Raw genomic sequence first — 16,458 nt, 5'->3', positions numbered from 1 at the left:
CGCGCCGCGGAAGAGTTCCCGCGGCGCGCTCGGCAATGCGTCGTCGAACCGGCTACTTGATGAGGCGGATGGCGAAGGGGTACCGGTAGTGCACGCCGTCCTTCGCCTTGAGGTACGCGAGGATCGAGAACACGACGACGGTCACCCAGAGCGCGGTCGGCAGGAGCCACCCGACGTACCCCCAGAACCCGAAGGTCACGAGGGCCAGCACCATGTTCACGATCACGATCGCGACGTACGCGATGATCGCCGTGATCTGGAAGTTGAGGCCCTCCTTCGCCTCGACGTTCGTGAACGGGCCGCGGTCCTTGAACACGAGCCAGATGATGAGCGAGGGCAGCGGGCCGACGATGCCGCCGAGCTGGGCGAGCGAGCCCCAGAGCACGTCCTGGTCGTGGGCGAGGGGGGCGGCCGGCTGCGGCTCGGGGGCGGGGGGCGGCGGTGCGGAGTCGCTCATGGGCATGCCTTTCGGGGGCGGGAACGGTCGGGTGGAGGCGCGGGCCGCGGGAACGGGGGCGGCGCGCGGAACATCCATACGGTAGCGCCCCGGTGGGACCGCGGCAACGGCCGGGTCACGGGATGTCGCGATATGATTGGCACTCCGATCGATCGAGTGCCAAGCCGTGCAGAGGAAGCGAGGGCCATGGTCTCCGAACGCAGTCTCGCGGTGCTCCGCGCGATCGTGCAGGACTATGTCGCCTCGCGCGAACCCGTCGGCTCGAAGACGATCGTCGAACGCCACGCCTTCGGCGTCTCGGCCGCGACCATCCGCAACGACATGGCACTCCTCGAAGAGGAGGAGCTGATCGCGGCGCCGCACACGTCGTCGGGCCGCATTCCGACCGACAAGGGCTATCGCGTCTTCGTCGACCAGCTCACCGACGTGCGTCCGCTGAGCTCGGCGCAGCGACAGGCGATCGAGACCTTCCTCGGCGAGTCGAGCGACCTCGACGAACTGCTCGCCCGCACCGTTCGCCTCATCTCCCAGCTCACGAAGCAGCTCGCGGTCGTGCAGTACCCGAGCTTCTCGAGTGCACGGGTGCGTCACGTCGAGCTCGTCGCGCTCGCACCCTCCCGCGTGCTCTGCATCCTCATCGCCGACTCCGGCCAGGTCGAGCAGCGGCTCGCCGAGCTCGCCGAACCGGTCGACGACGAGACGCTCGCGTCGCTCCGGCACCGCCTCAACGAGCTCGTCGCGGGCACCACGATGACGGATGCCTCGGAGCTGCTGTCGGGCGAGCTCGACGTCGTCGACCGGCGCCACGCCGCGGTGCTGCACACGCTCGCCGCGACGCTCGCCGACCAGGCGCGCCAGCAGCGCAGCGACCGGCTGGTCGTCGCGGGTGCCGCGAACCTCGTGCGCACCGAACAGGACTTCGCCGGGTCGATCCTCGGGGTGATCGAGGCGATCGAGGAACAGGTCGTGCTGCTCAGGCTCTTCGGCGAGATGGCGACCGACGAGCACGCCGTCGCCGTTCGCATCGGCCGAGAGAACGCCTCGTTCGGCCTCGGCGAGACGTCGATCGTGTCGAGTGCGTTCGAGATCCCCGGGCGCGACATCTCGCGCCTCGGCGTCGTCGGGCCGACCCGAATGGACTATTCAAACAGCATGGCGGCCGTCCGCGCCGTCGCCCGATACCTCTCCCGCACGCTCGGCGAGAACTGACCAGCCGCCGTCCGAACCGACCGGCGCAACCGAAAGGACAAGCCCTCCGTGGCCGACCACTACGAGGTCCTCGGCGTCTCCCGCGACGCCACCCCCGACGAGATCAAGAAGGCGTACCGCCGCCTCGCGCGAGAACTCCACCCCGACGTGAACCCGGGCGCCGAGGCATCCGAGCGCTTCAAAGAGGTGACCCACGCGTACGACGTGCTGAGCGACCCCAAGCAGCGCCAGCAGTACGACCTCGGCGGCGGCCAGGGCGGCTTCGGCGGCCAGAACTTCGGCGGCTTCGGCGACATCTTCGAGACGTTCTTCGGTGCCGGCCAGCAGAGCCGTGGCCCGCGGTCGCGGCGTGAGCGCGGCCAGGACGCCCTGATCCGCGTCGAGGTCGGCCTCGACGAGGTGATCTTCGGCACCCACCGCGACATCGAGGTCGACACGGCCGTGCGCTGCGAGACCTGCCAGGGGTCGTGCTGCCAGCCGGGCACCTCGCCCGTCACGTGCGACATCTGCCACGGCAGCGGCCAGATCCAGCGCCAGGTGCGCTCGCTCCTCGGCAACGTGATGACCTCGAGCCCGTGCGGCACCTGCCGCGGCTACGGCACGATCATCGCCACGCCCTGCATCACCTGCCAGGGCCAGGGGCGCGTGCGCGCACGTCGTACGGTGCCGGTCGACATCCCTGCGGGCGTCGACACGGGTGTTCGCCTGCAGATGCCGGGCTCCGGCGAGGCCGGCCCCGCCGGTGGACCGAACGGCGACCTCTACCTCGAGATCAAGGTCAAGAACCACGAGGTGTTCAGCCGCAACGGCGACGACCTGCTCGCGACCCTCGAGGTCGCGATGACCGACGCCATCCTCGGAACGGACGCGACGATCCCCGGTCTCGACGGCGACGTCGAGCTCGAGGTGAAGGCCGGCACGCAGAGCGGCGAGATCCTGACCGTGAAGGACCGCGGGGTCACCAAGCTCCGCGGCAACGGCCGCGGCGACCTCAAGATCGGCGTGCAGGTCGTCACGCCGACGAAGCTGTCGTCGAAGGAGCGCGATCTGATCTCGCAGTTCGCGGCGTCGAAGCGGTCGCCCGAGCCCGAGCTCAGCCACTTCCAGCAGGGGCTGTTCGCCCGGCTCCGCGACCGGTTCCTCGGCTGAGCGGAGTCCGCAGATGAGCAGCCTGTACCTCGACGAGTCCCTCGACCTCGGCGCGCTCGCCCCGGGCGCGGAGGTGCGGCTCACGGGCGACGAGGCGCGGCACGCCGTCACCGTCGCGCGCATCCGCACGGGCGAGCGCATCGCGATCGGCGACGGGCGCGGGGTGATCGTCCGTGGCTCGGTCGTCGCGACCGAGCCCCGCGAGCTCGTGCTCGTCGCCGACGAGGTCGCCGTCGAGGAGCGTCCCTCCCCGGCGATCACGCTCGTGCAGGCCCTCGCGAAGGGCGACCGCGATGAGATGGCCGTGCAGGCGTCGACCGAGCTCGGCGTCGACGCCGTCGTGCCGTGGGCCGCCGCCCGTTCGGTGTCGCGGTGGGAGGGCCCGAAGGCCGAGAAGGGCAGGCGCCGCTGGGCCACCATCGTGCGCGAGGCCGTCAAGCAGTCGATCCGCGCCTGGCAGCCCGAGGTCACCGAGGTCACGACGACGGCCGGGCTGCCCGCGCGGCTGGCCGGAACCCGGGTGCTCGTGCTCGAGCCGACCGCACGTATGGCGCTCACCGAGCTCGAGCCCGACGGCCGCGACCTCGCGCTCGTGGTCGGGCCCGAGGGCGGCATCGCGCCCGACGAGCTCGACCGCCTCGTCGCCGCCGGCGCCGAGACGGTGCGCCTCGGCGCATCGGTGCTCCGCACCTCGACCGCCGGTCCCGCGGCGATCGCCGTGCTGAGCGTCCGGCTCGGGCGGTGGTGAGCGATCCCTCGCTACGATGGTGGAATGACCGACTCGCGCGCTGAACCGACCGTCTTCGAACGCATCGTCGCGCGCGAGATCCCGGCGCGCATCGTCGCCGAGTCCGAGCGCGTCATCGCGTTCCACGACATCGCGCCGCAGGCGCCGGTGCACGTGATCGTCACGACGAAGGCGGGCGACTACCGCGACGTGGTCGAACTCGCCGCGGGCGACCCCGAGCTGCTGGCCGAGCTCGTCGGCCTGGCTCGCGACGTCGCGGGCGACCTCGCCGACGGCGAGTTCCGCCTGGTGTTCAACACCGGTGCCTCGGCCGGCCAGACCGTGTTCCACGTGCACGCGCACGTCCTCGCGGGCGGGCTCGAGGAGGGCACGCTTGCCGGAGCCTGAGTCGACGGAGTCCGCGGTGCCGACCGGGCCGGAGGGGGCGGCGACCGGCGTCGACGAAGAGCGCCTGCGCATCGACGGGGTGCAGATGGTGCGCCTGCTGGGGCCCCAGGACCGACTGCTGACCTCCGTCCAGCGCGAATACCCGGGCGTCGAGGTGCACGTCCGCGGCAACGAGATCGCGATCCGCGGCGCTGCCGACGAACGTCGCCGGGTACGCCGGCTGATCGAGGAGCTGCTCGAACTGGTGCGCCGCGACCAGGACCCGACCCCGACCGAAGTGAGGAGCTCAGCCCGCATGCTCGACGCCGACCCCGACGCGAAGCCCTCCGACCTGCTCGGCCAGGTGATCGTCTCCAGCCGGGGCAAGACCATCCGGCCGAAGACCGAGGGCCAGCGCGCCTACGTCGACGCGATCGACGAGAACACGATCGTCTTCGGCATCGGCCCCGCAGGCACCGGCAAGACGTACCTGGCCATGGCGAAGGCGGTGCAGGCGCTGCAGCGCAAAGAGGTCAATCGCATCATCCTCACGCGCCCCGCGGTCGAGGCGGGGGAGCGGCTCGGGTTCCTGCCCGGAACGCTCACCGACAAGATCGACCCCTACCTGCGGCCGCTCTACGACGCCCTCAACGAGATGATGGACCCCGAGCTCGTGCCGAAGCTGCTCGCCTCGGGCACGGTCGAGGTCGCCCCGCTGGCGTACATGCGCGGACGCACCCTGAACGACTCGTTCGTCGTGCTCGACGAGGCGCAGAACACGACGCCCGAGCAGATGAAGATGTTTCTCACCCGACTGGGGTTCGGATCGAAGATGGTCGTCACCGGCGACGTGACGCAGATCGACCTCCCCGGCGGCGCGAGCGGACTGCGCCTCGTCACGCGCATCCTCGATCGCATCGACGACATCCACTTCGCGCGCCTCACGAGCGACGACGTCGTGCGCCACACCCTCGTCGGACGCATCGTCGACGCGTACACCGAGTTCGACCAGCGGCAGCAGGCGCAGCGCTTCGAGCGCGCCGAGGCCCGCGAGTTCGCGAATCGCGCCGAACGGCGCGGTCACGCCGGTCCCCGCGACCACCTGCCGAGAAAGGGCACGTCTTGAGCATCGAGATCAACAACGAATCCGCGATCGAGGTCGATGAGGCCGCGATCCAGCGGCTCGCGGTCTACGCGCTCGACGCCATGCACGTCCATCAGGACGCCGAGCTCGCGATCGTGCTCGTCGACGAGGGCGCGATGGAGCAGCTCCACGTCCAGTGGATGGACGAGCCCGGCCCGACGGACGTGCTGAGCTTCCCGATGGACGAGCTCCGCCCGGGCACGGAGGAGGCGCCGACTCCGCCCGGGCTCCTCGGCGACGTCGTGCTGTGCCCGCAGGTGGCCGAGTCGCAGGCTCGCACCGCCGGTCACTCGCTGCTCGACGAGCTCCTGCTACTGACGACGCACGGCATCCTGCATCTGCTCGGCTTCGACCACGCCGAGCCCGACGAGGAGAAGGAGATGTTCGGCATCCAGCGCGACATCCTCGTCGGCTTCTCGATGCAGGAGCGCCGCCGCTGACCATGCTGCCCTGGCTCTTCCTCGCCGCGGCGTTCGTGCTCGTCGCCTTCGGCGGGCTGATGGCCGCGGTCGACGCGGCCGTCGGCGTCTCGAGCCGGGCCGACCTCACCGACCTCGCGATCGGGTCGCGCGCCCGGCGCTCACTGCTGGCGATCGCCGACGACACGGGGGCGCACGTCAACGCCGTCAACTTCGTGCGCATCGTCGCGGAGACGACCGCGGCGGTGCTCGTGACGCTCGCGTTCACCTTCTTCATCGAGGACATCTGGCTCGTGCTGCTGTGCGCCGCCTTCATCATGACGGCCGCGTCGTTCGTGCTCGTCGGCGCAAGCCCGCGCAGCGTCGGACGCGCGCACGCACCCATGGTGCTGCGGCTCACGGCCCCGCTCGTGCACTTCCTGCGGGTGCTCATCGGACCGCTCGCGGGGGCGCTCGTGTCGCTCGGAAACCGGGTGACGCCCGGGCGCCTGCGGTTCGCGGGGGTGTCGAGCGAGGAGCAGCTGCTCAGCATGGTCGACGAGGCCGCCGAGCTCGACGTCCTCGAGGAGGGCGATCGCGAGCTCATCCACTCGATCTTCGAGTTCAACGACACCGTCGTGCGCGAGGTCATGGTGCCCCGCACCGACATGGTGACGATCGACGCGACGGCGCACCTGCCGCACGCGATGGCGCTCTTCCTCAAGGCGGGGTACTCGCGCATCCCGGTGATCGCGCGCGACGCCGACGACGTCACGGGCATCCTCTATTTGCGCGATCTCGCGAGACTCGGGTTCGAGCGTCCGCTCGACGCCGAGGAGGTCACCGTCGGCGAGCTCGGGCGGCCGGCGACCTTCGTGCCCGACTCGATGAAGGCCGACGCGCTGCTCAGGCAGATGCAGCTCGAGTCGACCCACCTCGCGATGGTCGTCGACGAGTACGGCGGCATCGCCGGTCTCGTGACCCTCGAAGACCTCATCGAGGAGCTCGTGGGCGACATCTCCGACGAGTACGACCGTGAGGCGGCGCAGGTCGAGCCCCTCGGGAACGGCCGGTACCGGGTGAACGCCCGGCTCCCGATCGACGAGCTCGGCGAGCTGTTCGGCCTCGACCTCGAGGACGAGGACGTCGACTCGGCGGGCGGGCTGCTCGCGAAAGAACTCGGCCGGCTGCCGCAGCCCGGCGAACGAGCCGGCGTCTCGGGCCTCATCCTCGAGGCCGAGCGCACCGAGGGGCGGCGCAAGCGCATCTCGACGATCCTCGTCGAGGCCGACCAGGCCCTCATCGACGCCCACGCCGCATTCGACGGGGGCGAGACCGTGGAGAGGAACCATCGTGACTGAGTACCGTGCCGGATTCGTGTCGTTCGTCGGCCGGCCGAACGTCGGCAAGTCGACGCTCACGAACGCGCTCGTCGGCGAGAAGGTCGCGATCACGAGCTCCAAGCCGCAGACGACCCGACGCGCGATCCGCGGCATCGTGCATCGGGAGCACGGCCAGCTCATCCTGGTGGACACGCCGGGTCTGCACCGGCCGCGCACCCTCCTCGGCGAGCGGCTCAACACCCTCGTGCAGTCGACGCTCGGCGATGTCGACGTGATCGCGTTCTGCGTTCCCGCGAACGAGGCGATCGGCCCGGGCGACCGATTCATCAACGAACAGCTCGACCAGTACCCGCGCGCGAAGAAGGTCGCAATCGTGACGAAGACCGACGCCACGTCGAAGGCCAAGGTCGCCGAGCAGCTGCTCGCCGTGTCCGAGCTGCGCGACTGGGCCGCGATCGTCCCGGTCTCTGCCCCGCGAGGAGAACAGCTCGACGTGCTCGTGGCCGAGTTGCTCGCCCTCATGCCCGAGTCCGACCAGCCGCTCTACCCGGCCGAGGCGCTCACCGATGAGGACATCACCGACCGCATCGCCGAGTTCGTGCGAGAGGCCGCGCTCGAGGGCGTGTCCGACGAGCTGCCGCATTCGATCGCGGTGACGGTCGACGACATGATCGAGCGGGACGACAAGGATCTCGTCGAGGTGTACGCGAACCTCTTCGTCGAGCGCGACAGCCAGAAGGGCATCATCATCGGCAAGGGCGGCGCCCGGCTCAAGGAGGTCGGTGCGGCCGCGCGCGGGCAGATCGAGCAGCTGCTCGGGCGCAAGGTCTACCTCGCCCTCCACGTGAAGGTCGCGAAGGACTGGCAGCGCGATCCGAAGCAGCTCGGCCGCCTCGGCTTCTGAGTCGAGCATGCGACGGGGCGGGGATGCCTCGGAGGGCGTGCGATCGGGGCGCCGTCTCTCGTACCACTCGAGGATGATTCCGCGCCGCTGAGCCCCTCTCGGCGCAGTCGAGCGCGTACGGTGGATCGGTGCCCACCAGGATCAGCCGTGCGAAGCTCACGACCGACATCGTGCTCGCCGGCGTGTTCGCGCTCGTGTGCCTGCCGTTCGCGCTGCTCGGCGGCGTCTCGGACGTCCTGATCCTCGTGGTGTTCGCCGGGGCGCTCGCGGTGCGCCGCTACGACCCGGGCTGGTCGCTCGCGATCGCGTGGGTCGCGGCGCTCGCCCAGATGCTGCTGCTGCGCGACCTGCAGCTCTACGACGCGGCGGTCCTCGGCGTGCTGTACTCGACCGCGGCGCACGGCGGGCGCGTCGTGAAGTGGCTCGGGCTCGGCTCGGCCGGGGTCGGTGCGGTGCTCGCGACCGCCTATCTCGCGTGGGTGAAGCCGCTCATCGACGGGGCGACGTTCGCGGCGCCGCAGGACACGATCGGCACGGTGATCCTGACCGGCGTGCTCTTCGTCGCGTCGATCGCGGTCCTCGTGCTCGCGTGGACCGCCGGCCTCCTCGTGCGGGCCGTCCGCGACACGCGCGAGGTGCGGCGTCGAGAAGAGGTGGCGAACCGCGAGCGCGAGCTCGCCGAGTACCGCTGGGTGGTCGAGCAGGAGCGCAACCGCATCGCCCGCGACATGCACGACGTCGTCGCCCACTCGCTCGCGGTCGTGATCGCGCAGGCCGACGGTGCGCGGTTCGCCGCCCGCACGAAGCCCGAGTCGGCGGTCGATGCGCTCGGCACGATCGCCGGGGTGGCGCGGGGCGCGCTCGGCGACGTGCGCCTCCTGCTCGCCGAACTCCGCCATCACGAGACCGAGTCGCCGCAACCCGTGCTCGACGATCTCGGCGTCCTGCTCGACCAGGTCCGCGCGGCCGGGCTCGACATCCGCCTCGACGAGCACGGGGTCCGCCCCGAGCTCGGCACGGGGCAGCAGATCGCCGTCTACCGCATCGTGCAGGAGGGCCTCACGAACGCGCTCCGGCACGGCGACGCAGCACAGCCGGTGCAGCTCGCGCTCCGGTGGGACGACGCGGGGGTGACCGTCGAACTCGTGAACGCCCGCCGGGCCGACGTGCCGCCGCCCGACTCGCACGCGTTCCGCCACGGCATCCCCGGGATGCGCGAACGCGCGCAGCTCGCCGGCGGTACCCTGCAGGCGGTGGCAGGCGACGACGGACTCTTCCGTCTCACCGCCCGCATCCCCGCCCGAACCGGAAGGACCGCATGAGCATCCGCGTCGCCCTCGTCGACGACCAGGCCCTCTTCCGTGCCGGCGTGCGCATGCTCGTCGAGTCCCAGCCCGACCTCGAGGTCGCGGGCGAGGCGGGCGACGGTGTCGCAGCGGTCGCCCTCGCGGCATCGGTACGGCCCGACGTCGTGCTCATGGACGTGCGGATGCCGCTCGCCGACGGCATCGCCGCCACCGAGCGCATCCTCGCCGACGCGGATCGCGAGGGGCGCACGGCCCCGCGCATCCTCGTGCTCACCACCTTCGACCTCGACGAGAACGCCGCACGGGCGATCCGCGCCGGCGCGAGCGGCTTCGTGCTGAAGGACGCCGACCCCGAGTTCCTGCTGGCGGCGATCCGCACCGTGCACCAGGGCAACCAGGTCATCGCCGCGTCGGCGACCCGGGCGCTGTTCGCGCATGTGGGGGCCGGCTCCGGGCTGCGTCCCGCACCGCCGGCGTGGGGCGACCTGACGCCCCGCGAGCGCGAGATCTTCGCACTCGCTGCGCGGGGACTCTCGAACAGCGAGATCGCGGCGGGCGAATTCCTCTCGGAGGCGACGGTGAAGACGCACGTCAGCCGCATCCTCGCGAAGCTCGGCCTGCGCGATCGGGTGCAGCTCGTGGTGTTCGCGTACGAGCACGACCTCACCGAACCCGCTGCGGGCTGACGCCAACGTCATCCTCGAGGATGACGCGGGCGCGACTGCAGCCGGACGAGGCAGCCCCCGGGCATCCGTAGCGTCGAAGACATGCAGATCCAACCCTCCGACCTCGGTCTCATCGCCCGCGTCGCCGGCCTCGTCAAGCGCTACGGGCAGGGCGCCGGCACCGTCACCGCCCTCGACGACGTCTCGCTCGGTCTCCGTCGCGGCGAGTTCACCGCGATCATGGGGCCGAGCGGCTCCGGCAAGTCGACCCTCATGCACATCATGGCCGGCCTCGACTCGCCGAGCGCGGGGCGCGTCTGGCTCGGCGACACCGACATCACCGAGCTCGGCGACTCGGCCCTGACGGTGCTGCGCCGTCGCCGCATCGGGTTCGTGTTCCAGTCGTTCAACCTCGTGCCGACGCTCGACGTCCGCGGCAACGTGCTGCTGCCGTTCGAGCTCGACGGCCGGCGCCCGACGAAGGACGAGCAGGAGTGGACCGACGAGCTCTTCGCCACCCTCGGCCTCGGTGATCGGCTGACGCACCGCCCGCACGAGCTCTCCGGCGGCCAGCAGCAGCGCGTGGCGATCGCCAGGGCGCTCGCGACGCGCCCCGATCTCGTCTTCGCCGACGAACCCACGGGCAACCTCGACTCGCGCACCGGCCGCGAGGTGCTCGGGCTCCTCGCGGCGGCGAGTGCGACCTACGGCCAGTCCATCGCGATGGTGACGCACGACCCGGTCGCCGCGAGCCACGCCGACCGCATCCTCTTCCTCGCCGACGGCCGTATCGTACGCGATTCCGGCCGGTCGACGCCCGAGGAGATCTCGGCATTCATGCTCTCGATGGAGCTGGCCTCCTGATGCGCACGCGATTCCGGGACCAGTGGCCGACGCTCGTGGTCGCGACGATCGCCGGCACGTTCGGCGTGCTGCTCCTGCAGGTGACCGGCCTCCTGGCCGCGGCGATCCGGGCGGACGACGTCACGGGCGAGAGCGACACCGTCGCACTCATGCTCAGCGTGCTCGCGACGGTGTTCATCGTCATCGCCGTGTACGTGAGCGCGATCGTCACCACGAACACGGTCGCGACGGTCGTCGCGGGACGCACTCGCGTGATCGCGCTTCTTCGTCTCATCGGCTCGAGCGCACGCGCCCAGCGCGCGCAGATCGCGAAGGAAGGGCTCGTCATCGGCTTCGCGGGTGCGGCGATCGGCATCCTGCTCGGCACGGCATCGGCGTACGGCCTCGCCCGTTCCGCGGTCGCGAGCGGGATGCTGCCCCAGACCGAGTACGACTACCTCAACGTCTCGGTCGTGCTGCCGGCGATCGCCGTCGCCCTCACGACCTGGGTGGCGTCGTGGGTCGGGTCGCGGCGGGTGCTCAAGGTGCGCCCGGCCGAGGCGATCGGCAACGCGAACCCGCAGAGCCAGGAGGCCGTCGGCCGTCGCCGCGGCCGCAACATCACGGCGGCGGTGCTCGTCGTCGTGGGGGTGGCCCTGCTCGCGGTGGGCGTCGTCGTGGGGCTCACCCGGCCGGAGGGTGTGCTCATCGGCATGGTCGGCGGCATCGTGTCGTTCACGGGCGTCGTGCTCGGCGCCGACGTCGTCATGCCGCCCGTGCTGCGGCTCGTCGGGCGTCTGTTCGGTCGCTCGCCCGCCGCACGCCTCGCCGCCGAGAACGCGGTGCGCAACCCCGAGCGCAGCTCGCGCATGACGATCGGCCTCGTCATCGGCGTCACGCTCATCACGACGTTCTCGGTCACGATGGAGTCGTACCGCGCGATGATCCTCGCCGCCCAGAAGGCGCAGCCCGAGGTGTTCGCCGGCATCGAGCCGATGCTGAACGCGACGATCGCGGTCTTCACGGTGCTCATCGGCTTCAGCGCGCTCATCGCGGCGATCGGCATGGTCAACACGCTGTCGCTCAGCGTGCTGCAGCGCTCCAGGGAGCTCGGCCTGCTGCGCGCGCTCGGCTTCGACCGGCGGCAGCTGCGACGCATGATCGTCGTCGAGAGTGCGGCCCTCACCGTCGCTGCCACGCTCACGGGCCTCGTGCTCGGCTTCGGGTACGGCTGGGCGGGCGCCCAGGCGCTGCTCGGCGGCGCGCAGGGTCAGCCGGTGTTCGTCTTCCCCGGCATCCCGTGGGTCATGATCGGCGCGCTCATCGTCGCAGCGGGCGTGCTCACGCTCGCCGCGTCCATCGCTCCGGCGCGTCGCGCGATGCGCGTGTCGCCGGTCGCAGCCCTCGCGGTCGAATAGGGGCGGCGCGAGGAGGTGGGAAGGGCGGGCGGATGCTTCGGGGGAGGCATCCGCCCGCTTCGCCGCGCCGCCCGGCGACGCCCGCCGGGGCTCGCGCGACGTCACACGCGTGCGCGCCCGGCGCGCGGGTGTTAGCCTTGTCGCGTGCTTCACGGCCTGCTTCTCCTTAGCTGCCGCAGCGAGTCCTAGTTCCCAGGCCTCCCTCGCTGCGGAGTTCGTCGTCGGCTGATTCGATCCGAAAAGCGAGAAGAGCACCCCATGCAGAACAACCAGAAGCCCTCGGCGATGCCCGTCCATCGGTACCGCCCCTTCCACGAGCAGATCTCCGTCGAGCTGCCCGACCGCACGTGGCCGTCGAAGCGCATCGAGGTCGCACCCCGTTGGTGCGCCGTCGACCTGCGCGACGGCAACCAGGCGCTCATCGACCCGATGAGCCCCGAGCGCAAGCGCATCATGTTCGAGCTGCTCGTGAGCATGGGCTACAAGGAGATCGAGGTCGGCTTCCCGAGCGCGAGCCAGACCGACTTCGACTTCGTGCGCCAGCTCATCGACGACGGCGCGATCCCCGACGACGTCACCATCCAGGTGCTGACGCAGGCGCGCGACCACCTGATCGAGCGCACCTACGAGGCGATCGCGGGTGCGAAGCAGGCGATCGTGCACCTCTACAACTCGACGAGCATCCTGCAGCGCGAGGTCGTCTTCCGCACCGACCAGCAGGGCATCATCGACATCGCCCTGCACGGCGCGCGCAAGTGCCGTGAGATGGAGCGCACGATTCCCGGCACGACCGTCTACTACGAGTACTCGCCCGAGAGCTACACGGGTACCGAGCTGGAGTTCGCGGTCGACGTGTGCAACCAGGTGCTCGAGGTCTTCGAGCCCACCCCCGACCGCAAGGTCATCATCAACCTGCCCGCCACGGTCGAGATGGCCACGCCGAACGTGTACGCCGACTCGATCGAGTGGATGAGCCGGCACCTCGCCCACCGCGAGAACGTGATCCTGTCGCTGCACCCGCACAACGACCGCGGCACCGCGATCGCCGCAGCCGAGCTCGGCTACATGGCGGGCGCCGACCGCATCGAGGGGTGCCTGTTCGGCAACGGCGAGCGCACCGGCAACGTCGACCTCGTCGCACTCGGCATCAACCTGTTCACGCAGGGCATCGACCCGCAGATCGACTTCAGCGACCTCGACCACATCAAGCGCACCGCCGAGTACTGCAACCAGCTGCGCGTGCACGAGCGCAGCCCGTGGGCGGGCGATCTCGTCTACACCGCGTTCTCGGGATCGCACCAGGACGCGATCAAGAAGGGCTTCGAGTCGATGGAGGCGAAGGCGGCTGAGACGGGCGTCGCCGTCGACGACCTCGAATGGGCCGTGCCGTACCTGCCGGTCGACCCGAAAGACTTGGGGCGCAGCTATGAGGCCGTCATCCGGGTCAACTCGCAGTCGGGCAAGGGCGGCGTCGCCTACCTGCTGAAGACCGACCACGCGCTCGACCTGCCGCGCCGACTGCAGATCGAGTTCTCGGGCGTCGTCCAGGCGAAGACCGATGCCGAGGGCGGCGAGGTGTCGAGCGACGACATCTGGCGCATCTTCAACGACGAGTACCTGCCGGCGCCGGCCGACCGTCCCGACGAGAAGTGGGGCCGGTTCGAGCTGCTGGGCCTCCGCACCGAGAGCGCCCTCGACGGCGTCGTGAACGTGCGGGTCGGCCTTCGCGACGGCGACGAGCGAGTCGACGCCGACGCGAGCGGCAACGGCCCGATCTCGGCGTTCCTCAACGTGCTGGGCGCCGAAGGCGTCGATGTGAAGCTGCGCGACTACGTCGAGCACACGCTCTCGGCCGGCGGCGACGCGCAGGCGGCCGCCTACGTCGAGCTCGAGGTCGCCGGGCGCGTGCTGTGGGGCGTCGGCATCGACGCCGACATCTCGACCGCATCGCTCAAGGCGGTCGTCTCGGCCGTGAACCGCGCGCTGCGCACGACCGTGGTCGAGCCCGAGCCCGAGCTCGCCGCCGTCTGAGGTCCGTGCCAGTCGTTCCGGGGGTCGTTCTCCGCCGCCCGGATGCCTCGAGGCATCCGGTTCCGGCCGAGAACGACCCCCGGGGCGTGCCCGGGTGCGGTGCTCGCGGTCAGCGGTGGATGACGGGCATCACGCCCGTCTCGGTCGCGACCTTGCGGCGGTAGAGCATCCGCTGCTCGGGCAGCGAGAGGTCGAAGACCACTGCGAGCCAACGGATCACGCTCGTGACGACCACGCAGACGATGCCGCCGATGAAGAGCGGTACTCCGAACACGTCGAGCACCGCGAGCACGAGGCATCCCGCAGCCGCGGCGACCGCGTACAGCGAGCCGACGTGCATGATCGCCACCGGCAGGCTCATGAGCATGTCGCGCAGGATGCCGCCGCCGACCGCGGCGGCGACGCCCACGAACACGGCGGGGAGCAGCGGCAGGCCGAGCCCGAGCGCCTTCGACGTGCCGAACGCGCCGAACATGCCGATCACGATCGCGTCGAGCCCGACGATGACGCCGTTGAGTCGTTGCAACGGGGCCGCGAGCAGCATGCCGACGAGGGACGCCGCCACCGCGGTCACCAGGTACCAGTTGTTCTGGAGGGCGCCGATCGGCACGTTCAGCAGCAGGTCCCTGATGGCTCCGCCGCCGAAGCCCATGACGATGCCGACGATCGCGACGCCGAGCAGGTCGAGGCGTCGTTCGCCGCGGAAGCCGGAGGCGAACAGGGCCCCCTGCACGCCGCCGAGCCCGACCGCAGTGAGGTCGAGCCACAGGGGAATGGTGAACTGGGCGGTTTCCACGATCACAGTGAATCACGGATGCCGCGCCCCGCAGTGATGGGAGAATCGACGTGTGCCCGTGTACCGAGATGAAGCCGTCGTGCTGCGCACCCACAAGCTGGGCGAGGCCGACCGCATCGTCACCCTGCTGACCCGGCAGCACGGCAAGGTGCGCGCCGTCGCGAAGGGGGTGCGCCGCACCGGCTCGAAGTTCGGCGCGAGGCTCGAGCCGTTCATGGTGGCCGACCTGCAGCTCTACGAGGGTCGCAGCCTCGACGTCGTGACGCAGGCCGAGTCGCTCGGCTCGTACGGGGCCGACATCTCGCAGGACTATGCGGCGTACACCGCGGCGAACGCAATGGTCGAAACGGCCGACAAGCTCACCGAAGCCGAGGGCTCGCTGCAGCAGTACTTGCTGCTGGTCGGCGCACTCCGCTCGCTCGCGCGGCGCGAGCACGGCCCCGCGCTCACCCTCGACTCGTACCTGCTGCGCGCGCTCGCCCTCGCCGGCTGGGCGCCGAGCTTCGGCGACTGCTCGCGCTGCGGGCGGCCCGGCGAGCACACCGCCGTCGTGGTGCAGCTCGGCGGCGTCGTCTGCGACGACGAGTGCGCCCCGCCCGGCACGCCGCGCATCGCGCGCTCGACGGTCGAACTGCTCGGGGCGCTGCTGTCGGGCGACTGGACGGTGGCCGAGGCCGCACCCGAGCGCGACCGCAACCAGGCGTCGGGCATCGTCGCCGCGTACACGCAGTGGCATCTCGAGCGGGGGCTCCGCTCGTTGCCGCACGTCAGCCGCGAGGCATCCGCGCCGGCACCTCGCGTCGCCCCGCACGACGCGACCGAACCGCACGACCGCCCCACTCGACCCGCCGAACCAGGAATGGCCACCACGTGAGTCCCAAGCCGTACACCCACCGCGACGCCGTGCCCTACCGGCCGATCGACTGGACGGGCATCCACCCGCCGGCGTTCCCGAAGGGGGCGGTGCCCGGCCACGTCGCAATCGTCATGGACGGCAACGGGCGCTGGGCGAACCAGCGCGGCCTCACCCGCATCGAGGGTCACAAGGCCGGCGAGGCCGCGCTCCTCGACGTCGTTGCGGGGGCGATCCAGGCGGGTGTGAAGCACCTGTCGGTGTACGCGTTCTCGACCGAGAACTGGAAGCGGTCGCCCGACGAGGTGCGCTTCCTCATGGGCTACAACCGAGACGTGCTGCACCGCCGTCGCGACCAGCTCAACGAGTGGGGGGTGCGCATCCGCTGGGCCGGGCGCAAGCCGCGGCTGTGGAAGTCGGTCATCGAGGAGCTGCAGTTCGCCGAGCGGCTCACGGCCGGCAACGACGTGCTGACGCTGACCATGTGCGTGAATTACGGCGGTCGCAACGAGATCACCGACGCGGTGCGGCGGATCGCCGATGACGTCGCTGCCGGTCGGCTGCGGCCGTCGGCGGTGAGCGAGAAGCAGATCGCGAAGCGGCTCTACCAGCCCGACATGCCCGACGTCGACCTGTTCGTGCGATCGTCGGGGGAGCAGCGCACCTCGAACTTCCTGCTCTGGCAGTCGGCGTACGCCGAGATGGTGTTCCTCGACACGCTGTGGCCCGACTTCTCGCGCACCCAGCTGTGGGATGCGATCGAGATCTACGCGCGGCGGAACCGCCGGTTCGGCGGGGCGGTCGACGCGCCGACGGTCAGCGGCTGA

General features: G+C 70.8%; 17 protein-coding genes. 15 read left to right on the top strand and 2 right to left on the bottom strand.

The genetic code is table 11. The annotated features are described in order from the left end of the window. Window positions 1-52 precede the first annotated feature (52 nt). On the bottom strand, window positions 53-457 hold the full coding sequence (locus LR269_RS12825; protein ID WP_231431161.1) for a DUF4870 domain-containing protein: 405 nt from the start codon (window positions 455-457) through the stop codon (window positions 53-55). Between the two features lie 186 nt (window positions 458-643). Here LR269_RS12825 and hrcA point away from each other — a divergent pair, with 186 nt between their 5' ends. From hrcA to leuA, 13 genes are all read left to right on the top strand, one after another. After that, on the top strand, window positions 644-1,666 hold the full coding sequence (gene hrcA / locus LR269_RS12820) for a heat-inducible transcriptional repressor HrcA (RefSeq protein ID WP_231431160.1): 1,023 nt from the start codon (window positions 644-646) through the stop codon (window positions 1,664-1,666). Window positions 1,667-1,714: 48 nt separating this feature from the next. Further along, complete coding sequence (gene dnaJ / locus LR269_RS12815; RefSeq protein WP_231431159.1) at window positions 1,715-2,815, top strand: molecular chaperone DnaJ; 1,101 nt, start codon at window positions 1,715-1,717, stop codon at window positions 2,813-2,815. A 13-nt stretch (window positions 2,816-2,828) separates the two neighbouring features. Next, a complete protein-coding gene (locus LR269_RS12810; protein WP_231431158.1) occupies window positions 2,829-3,563 on the top strand; it encodes a 16S rRNA (uracil(1498)-N(3))-methyltransferase in 735 nt (244 codons plus the stop codon). A 24-nt stretch (window positions 3,564-3,587) separates the two neighbouring features. Beyond that, window positions 3,588-3,950, top strand: a complete 363-nt coding sequence (locus LR269_RS12805; protein ID WP_231431157.1) for an HIT domain-containing protein — start codon at window positions 3,588-3,590, stop codon at window positions 3,948-3,950. Then, window positions 3,937-5,055, top strand: a complete 1,119-nt coding sequence (locus LR269_RS12800; protein ID WP_374201121.1) for a PhoH family protein — start codon at window positions 3,937-3,939, stop codon at window positions 5,053-5,055. The genes LR269_RS12805 and LR269_RS12800 overlap by 14 nt, the downstream gene beginning before the upstream one ends. Next, on the top strand, window positions 5,052-5,513 hold the full coding sequence (ybeY, locus tag LR269_RS12795; RefSeq protein WP_231431156.1) for an rRNA maturation RNase YbeY: 462 nt from the start codon (window positions 5,052-5,054) through the stop codon (window positions 5,511-5,513). The genes LR269_RS12800 and ybeY overlap by 4 nt, the downstream gene beginning before the upstream one ends. A gap of 2 nt (window positions 5,514-5,515) precedes the next feature. Beyond that, window positions 5,516-6,832 carry a hemolysin family protein gene (locus LR269_RS12790; RefSeq protein WP_231431155.1) on the top strand — a complete coding sequence of 439 codons (1,317 nt, stop codon included), beginning with the start codon at window positions 5,516-5,518 and terminating at the stop codon, window positions 6,830-6,832. Beyond that, window positions 6,825-7,718: a GTPase Era gene (era, locus tag LR269_RS12785; protein WP_231431154.1), complete on the top strand. Its 894-nt coding sequence runs from the start codon at window positions 6,825-6,827 to the stop codon at window positions 7,716-7,718. Before LR269_RS12790 ends, era begins: the two co-directional genes overlap by 8 nt. 128 nt (window positions 7,719-7,846) lie before the next feature. Next, on the top strand, window positions 7,847-9,040 hold the full coding sequence (locus LR269_RS12780) for a sensor histidine kinase (RefSeq protein WP_231431153.1): 1,194 nt from the start codon (window positions 7,847-7,849) through the stop codon (window positions 9,038-9,040). Beyond that, window positions 9,037-9,711 carry a response regulator transcription factor gene (locus LR269_RS12775; protein WP_231431152.1) on the top strand — a complete coding sequence of 225 codons (675 nt, stop codon included), beginning with the start codon at window positions 9,037-9,039 and terminating at the stop codon, window positions 9,709-9,711. Before LR269_RS12780 ends, LR269_RS12775 begins: the two co-directional genes overlap by 4 nt. 81 nt (window positions 9,712-9,792) lie before the next feature. Then, the gene (locus LR269_RS12770) at window positions 9,793-10,554 is read left to right on the top strand and encodes an ABC transporter ATP-binding protein (RefSeq protein WP_231431151.1); all 762 of its coding nucleotides are present in this window, start codon (window positions 9,793-9,795) and stop codon (window positions 10,552-10,554) included. Then, on the top strand, window positions 10,554-11,951 hold the full coding sequence (locus LR269_RS12765) for an FtsX-like permease family protein (RefSeq protein WP_231431150.1): 1,398 nt from the start codon (window positions 10,554-10,556) through the stop codon (window positions 11,949-11,951). Before LR269_RS12770 ends, LR269_RS12765 begins: the two co-directional genes overlap by 1 nt. A 258-nt stretch (window positions 11,952-12,209) precedes the next feature. Further along, window positions 12,210-13,982 (top strand): 2-isopropylmalate synthase, encoded by a 1,773-nt coding sequence (gene leuA, locus LR269_RS12760; protein WP_231431149.1) that lies wholly within the window; start codon window positions 12,210-12,212, stop codon window positions 13,980-13,982. 109 nt (window positions 13,983-14,091) lie between these two features. On the opposite strand, the gene LR269_RS12755 is transcribed toward leuA, so the two are convergent. Then, window positions 14,092-14,778: a trimeric intracellular cation channel family protein gene (locus LR269_RS12755; RefSeq protein WP_231431148.1), complete on the bottom strand. Its 687-nt coding sequence runs from the start codon at window positions 14,776-14,778 to the stop codon at window positions 14,092-14,094. 52 nt (window positions 14,779-14,830) lie between these two features. On the opposite strand from LR269_RS12755, the gene recO reads away from it, so the two are divergent. Further along, entirely contained in the window at window positions 14,831-15,652 is an 822-nt protein-coding gene (recO, locus tag LR269_RS12750) for a DNA repair protein RecO (protein WP_231431147.1), read from the top strand. Then, entirely contained in the window at window positions 15,649-16,458 is an 810-nt protein-coding gene (locus tag LR269_RS12745; protein WP_231431146.1) for an isoprenyl transferase, read from the top strand. The genes recO and LR269_RS12745 overlap by 4 nt, the downstream gene beginning before the upstream one ends.

The sequence above is a fragment of the Agromyces sp. S2-1-8 genome (assembly GCF_021129215.1).
In the GTDB taxonomy this organism is placed as follows: domain Bacteria; phylum Actinomycetota; class Actinomycetes; order Actinomycetales; family Microbacteriaceae; genus Agromyces; species Agromyces chromiiresistens.
The sequence above is the reverse complement of the archived record's forward strand: the minus strand, read 5'-3'. Positions and strand labels throughout refer to the sequence as shown.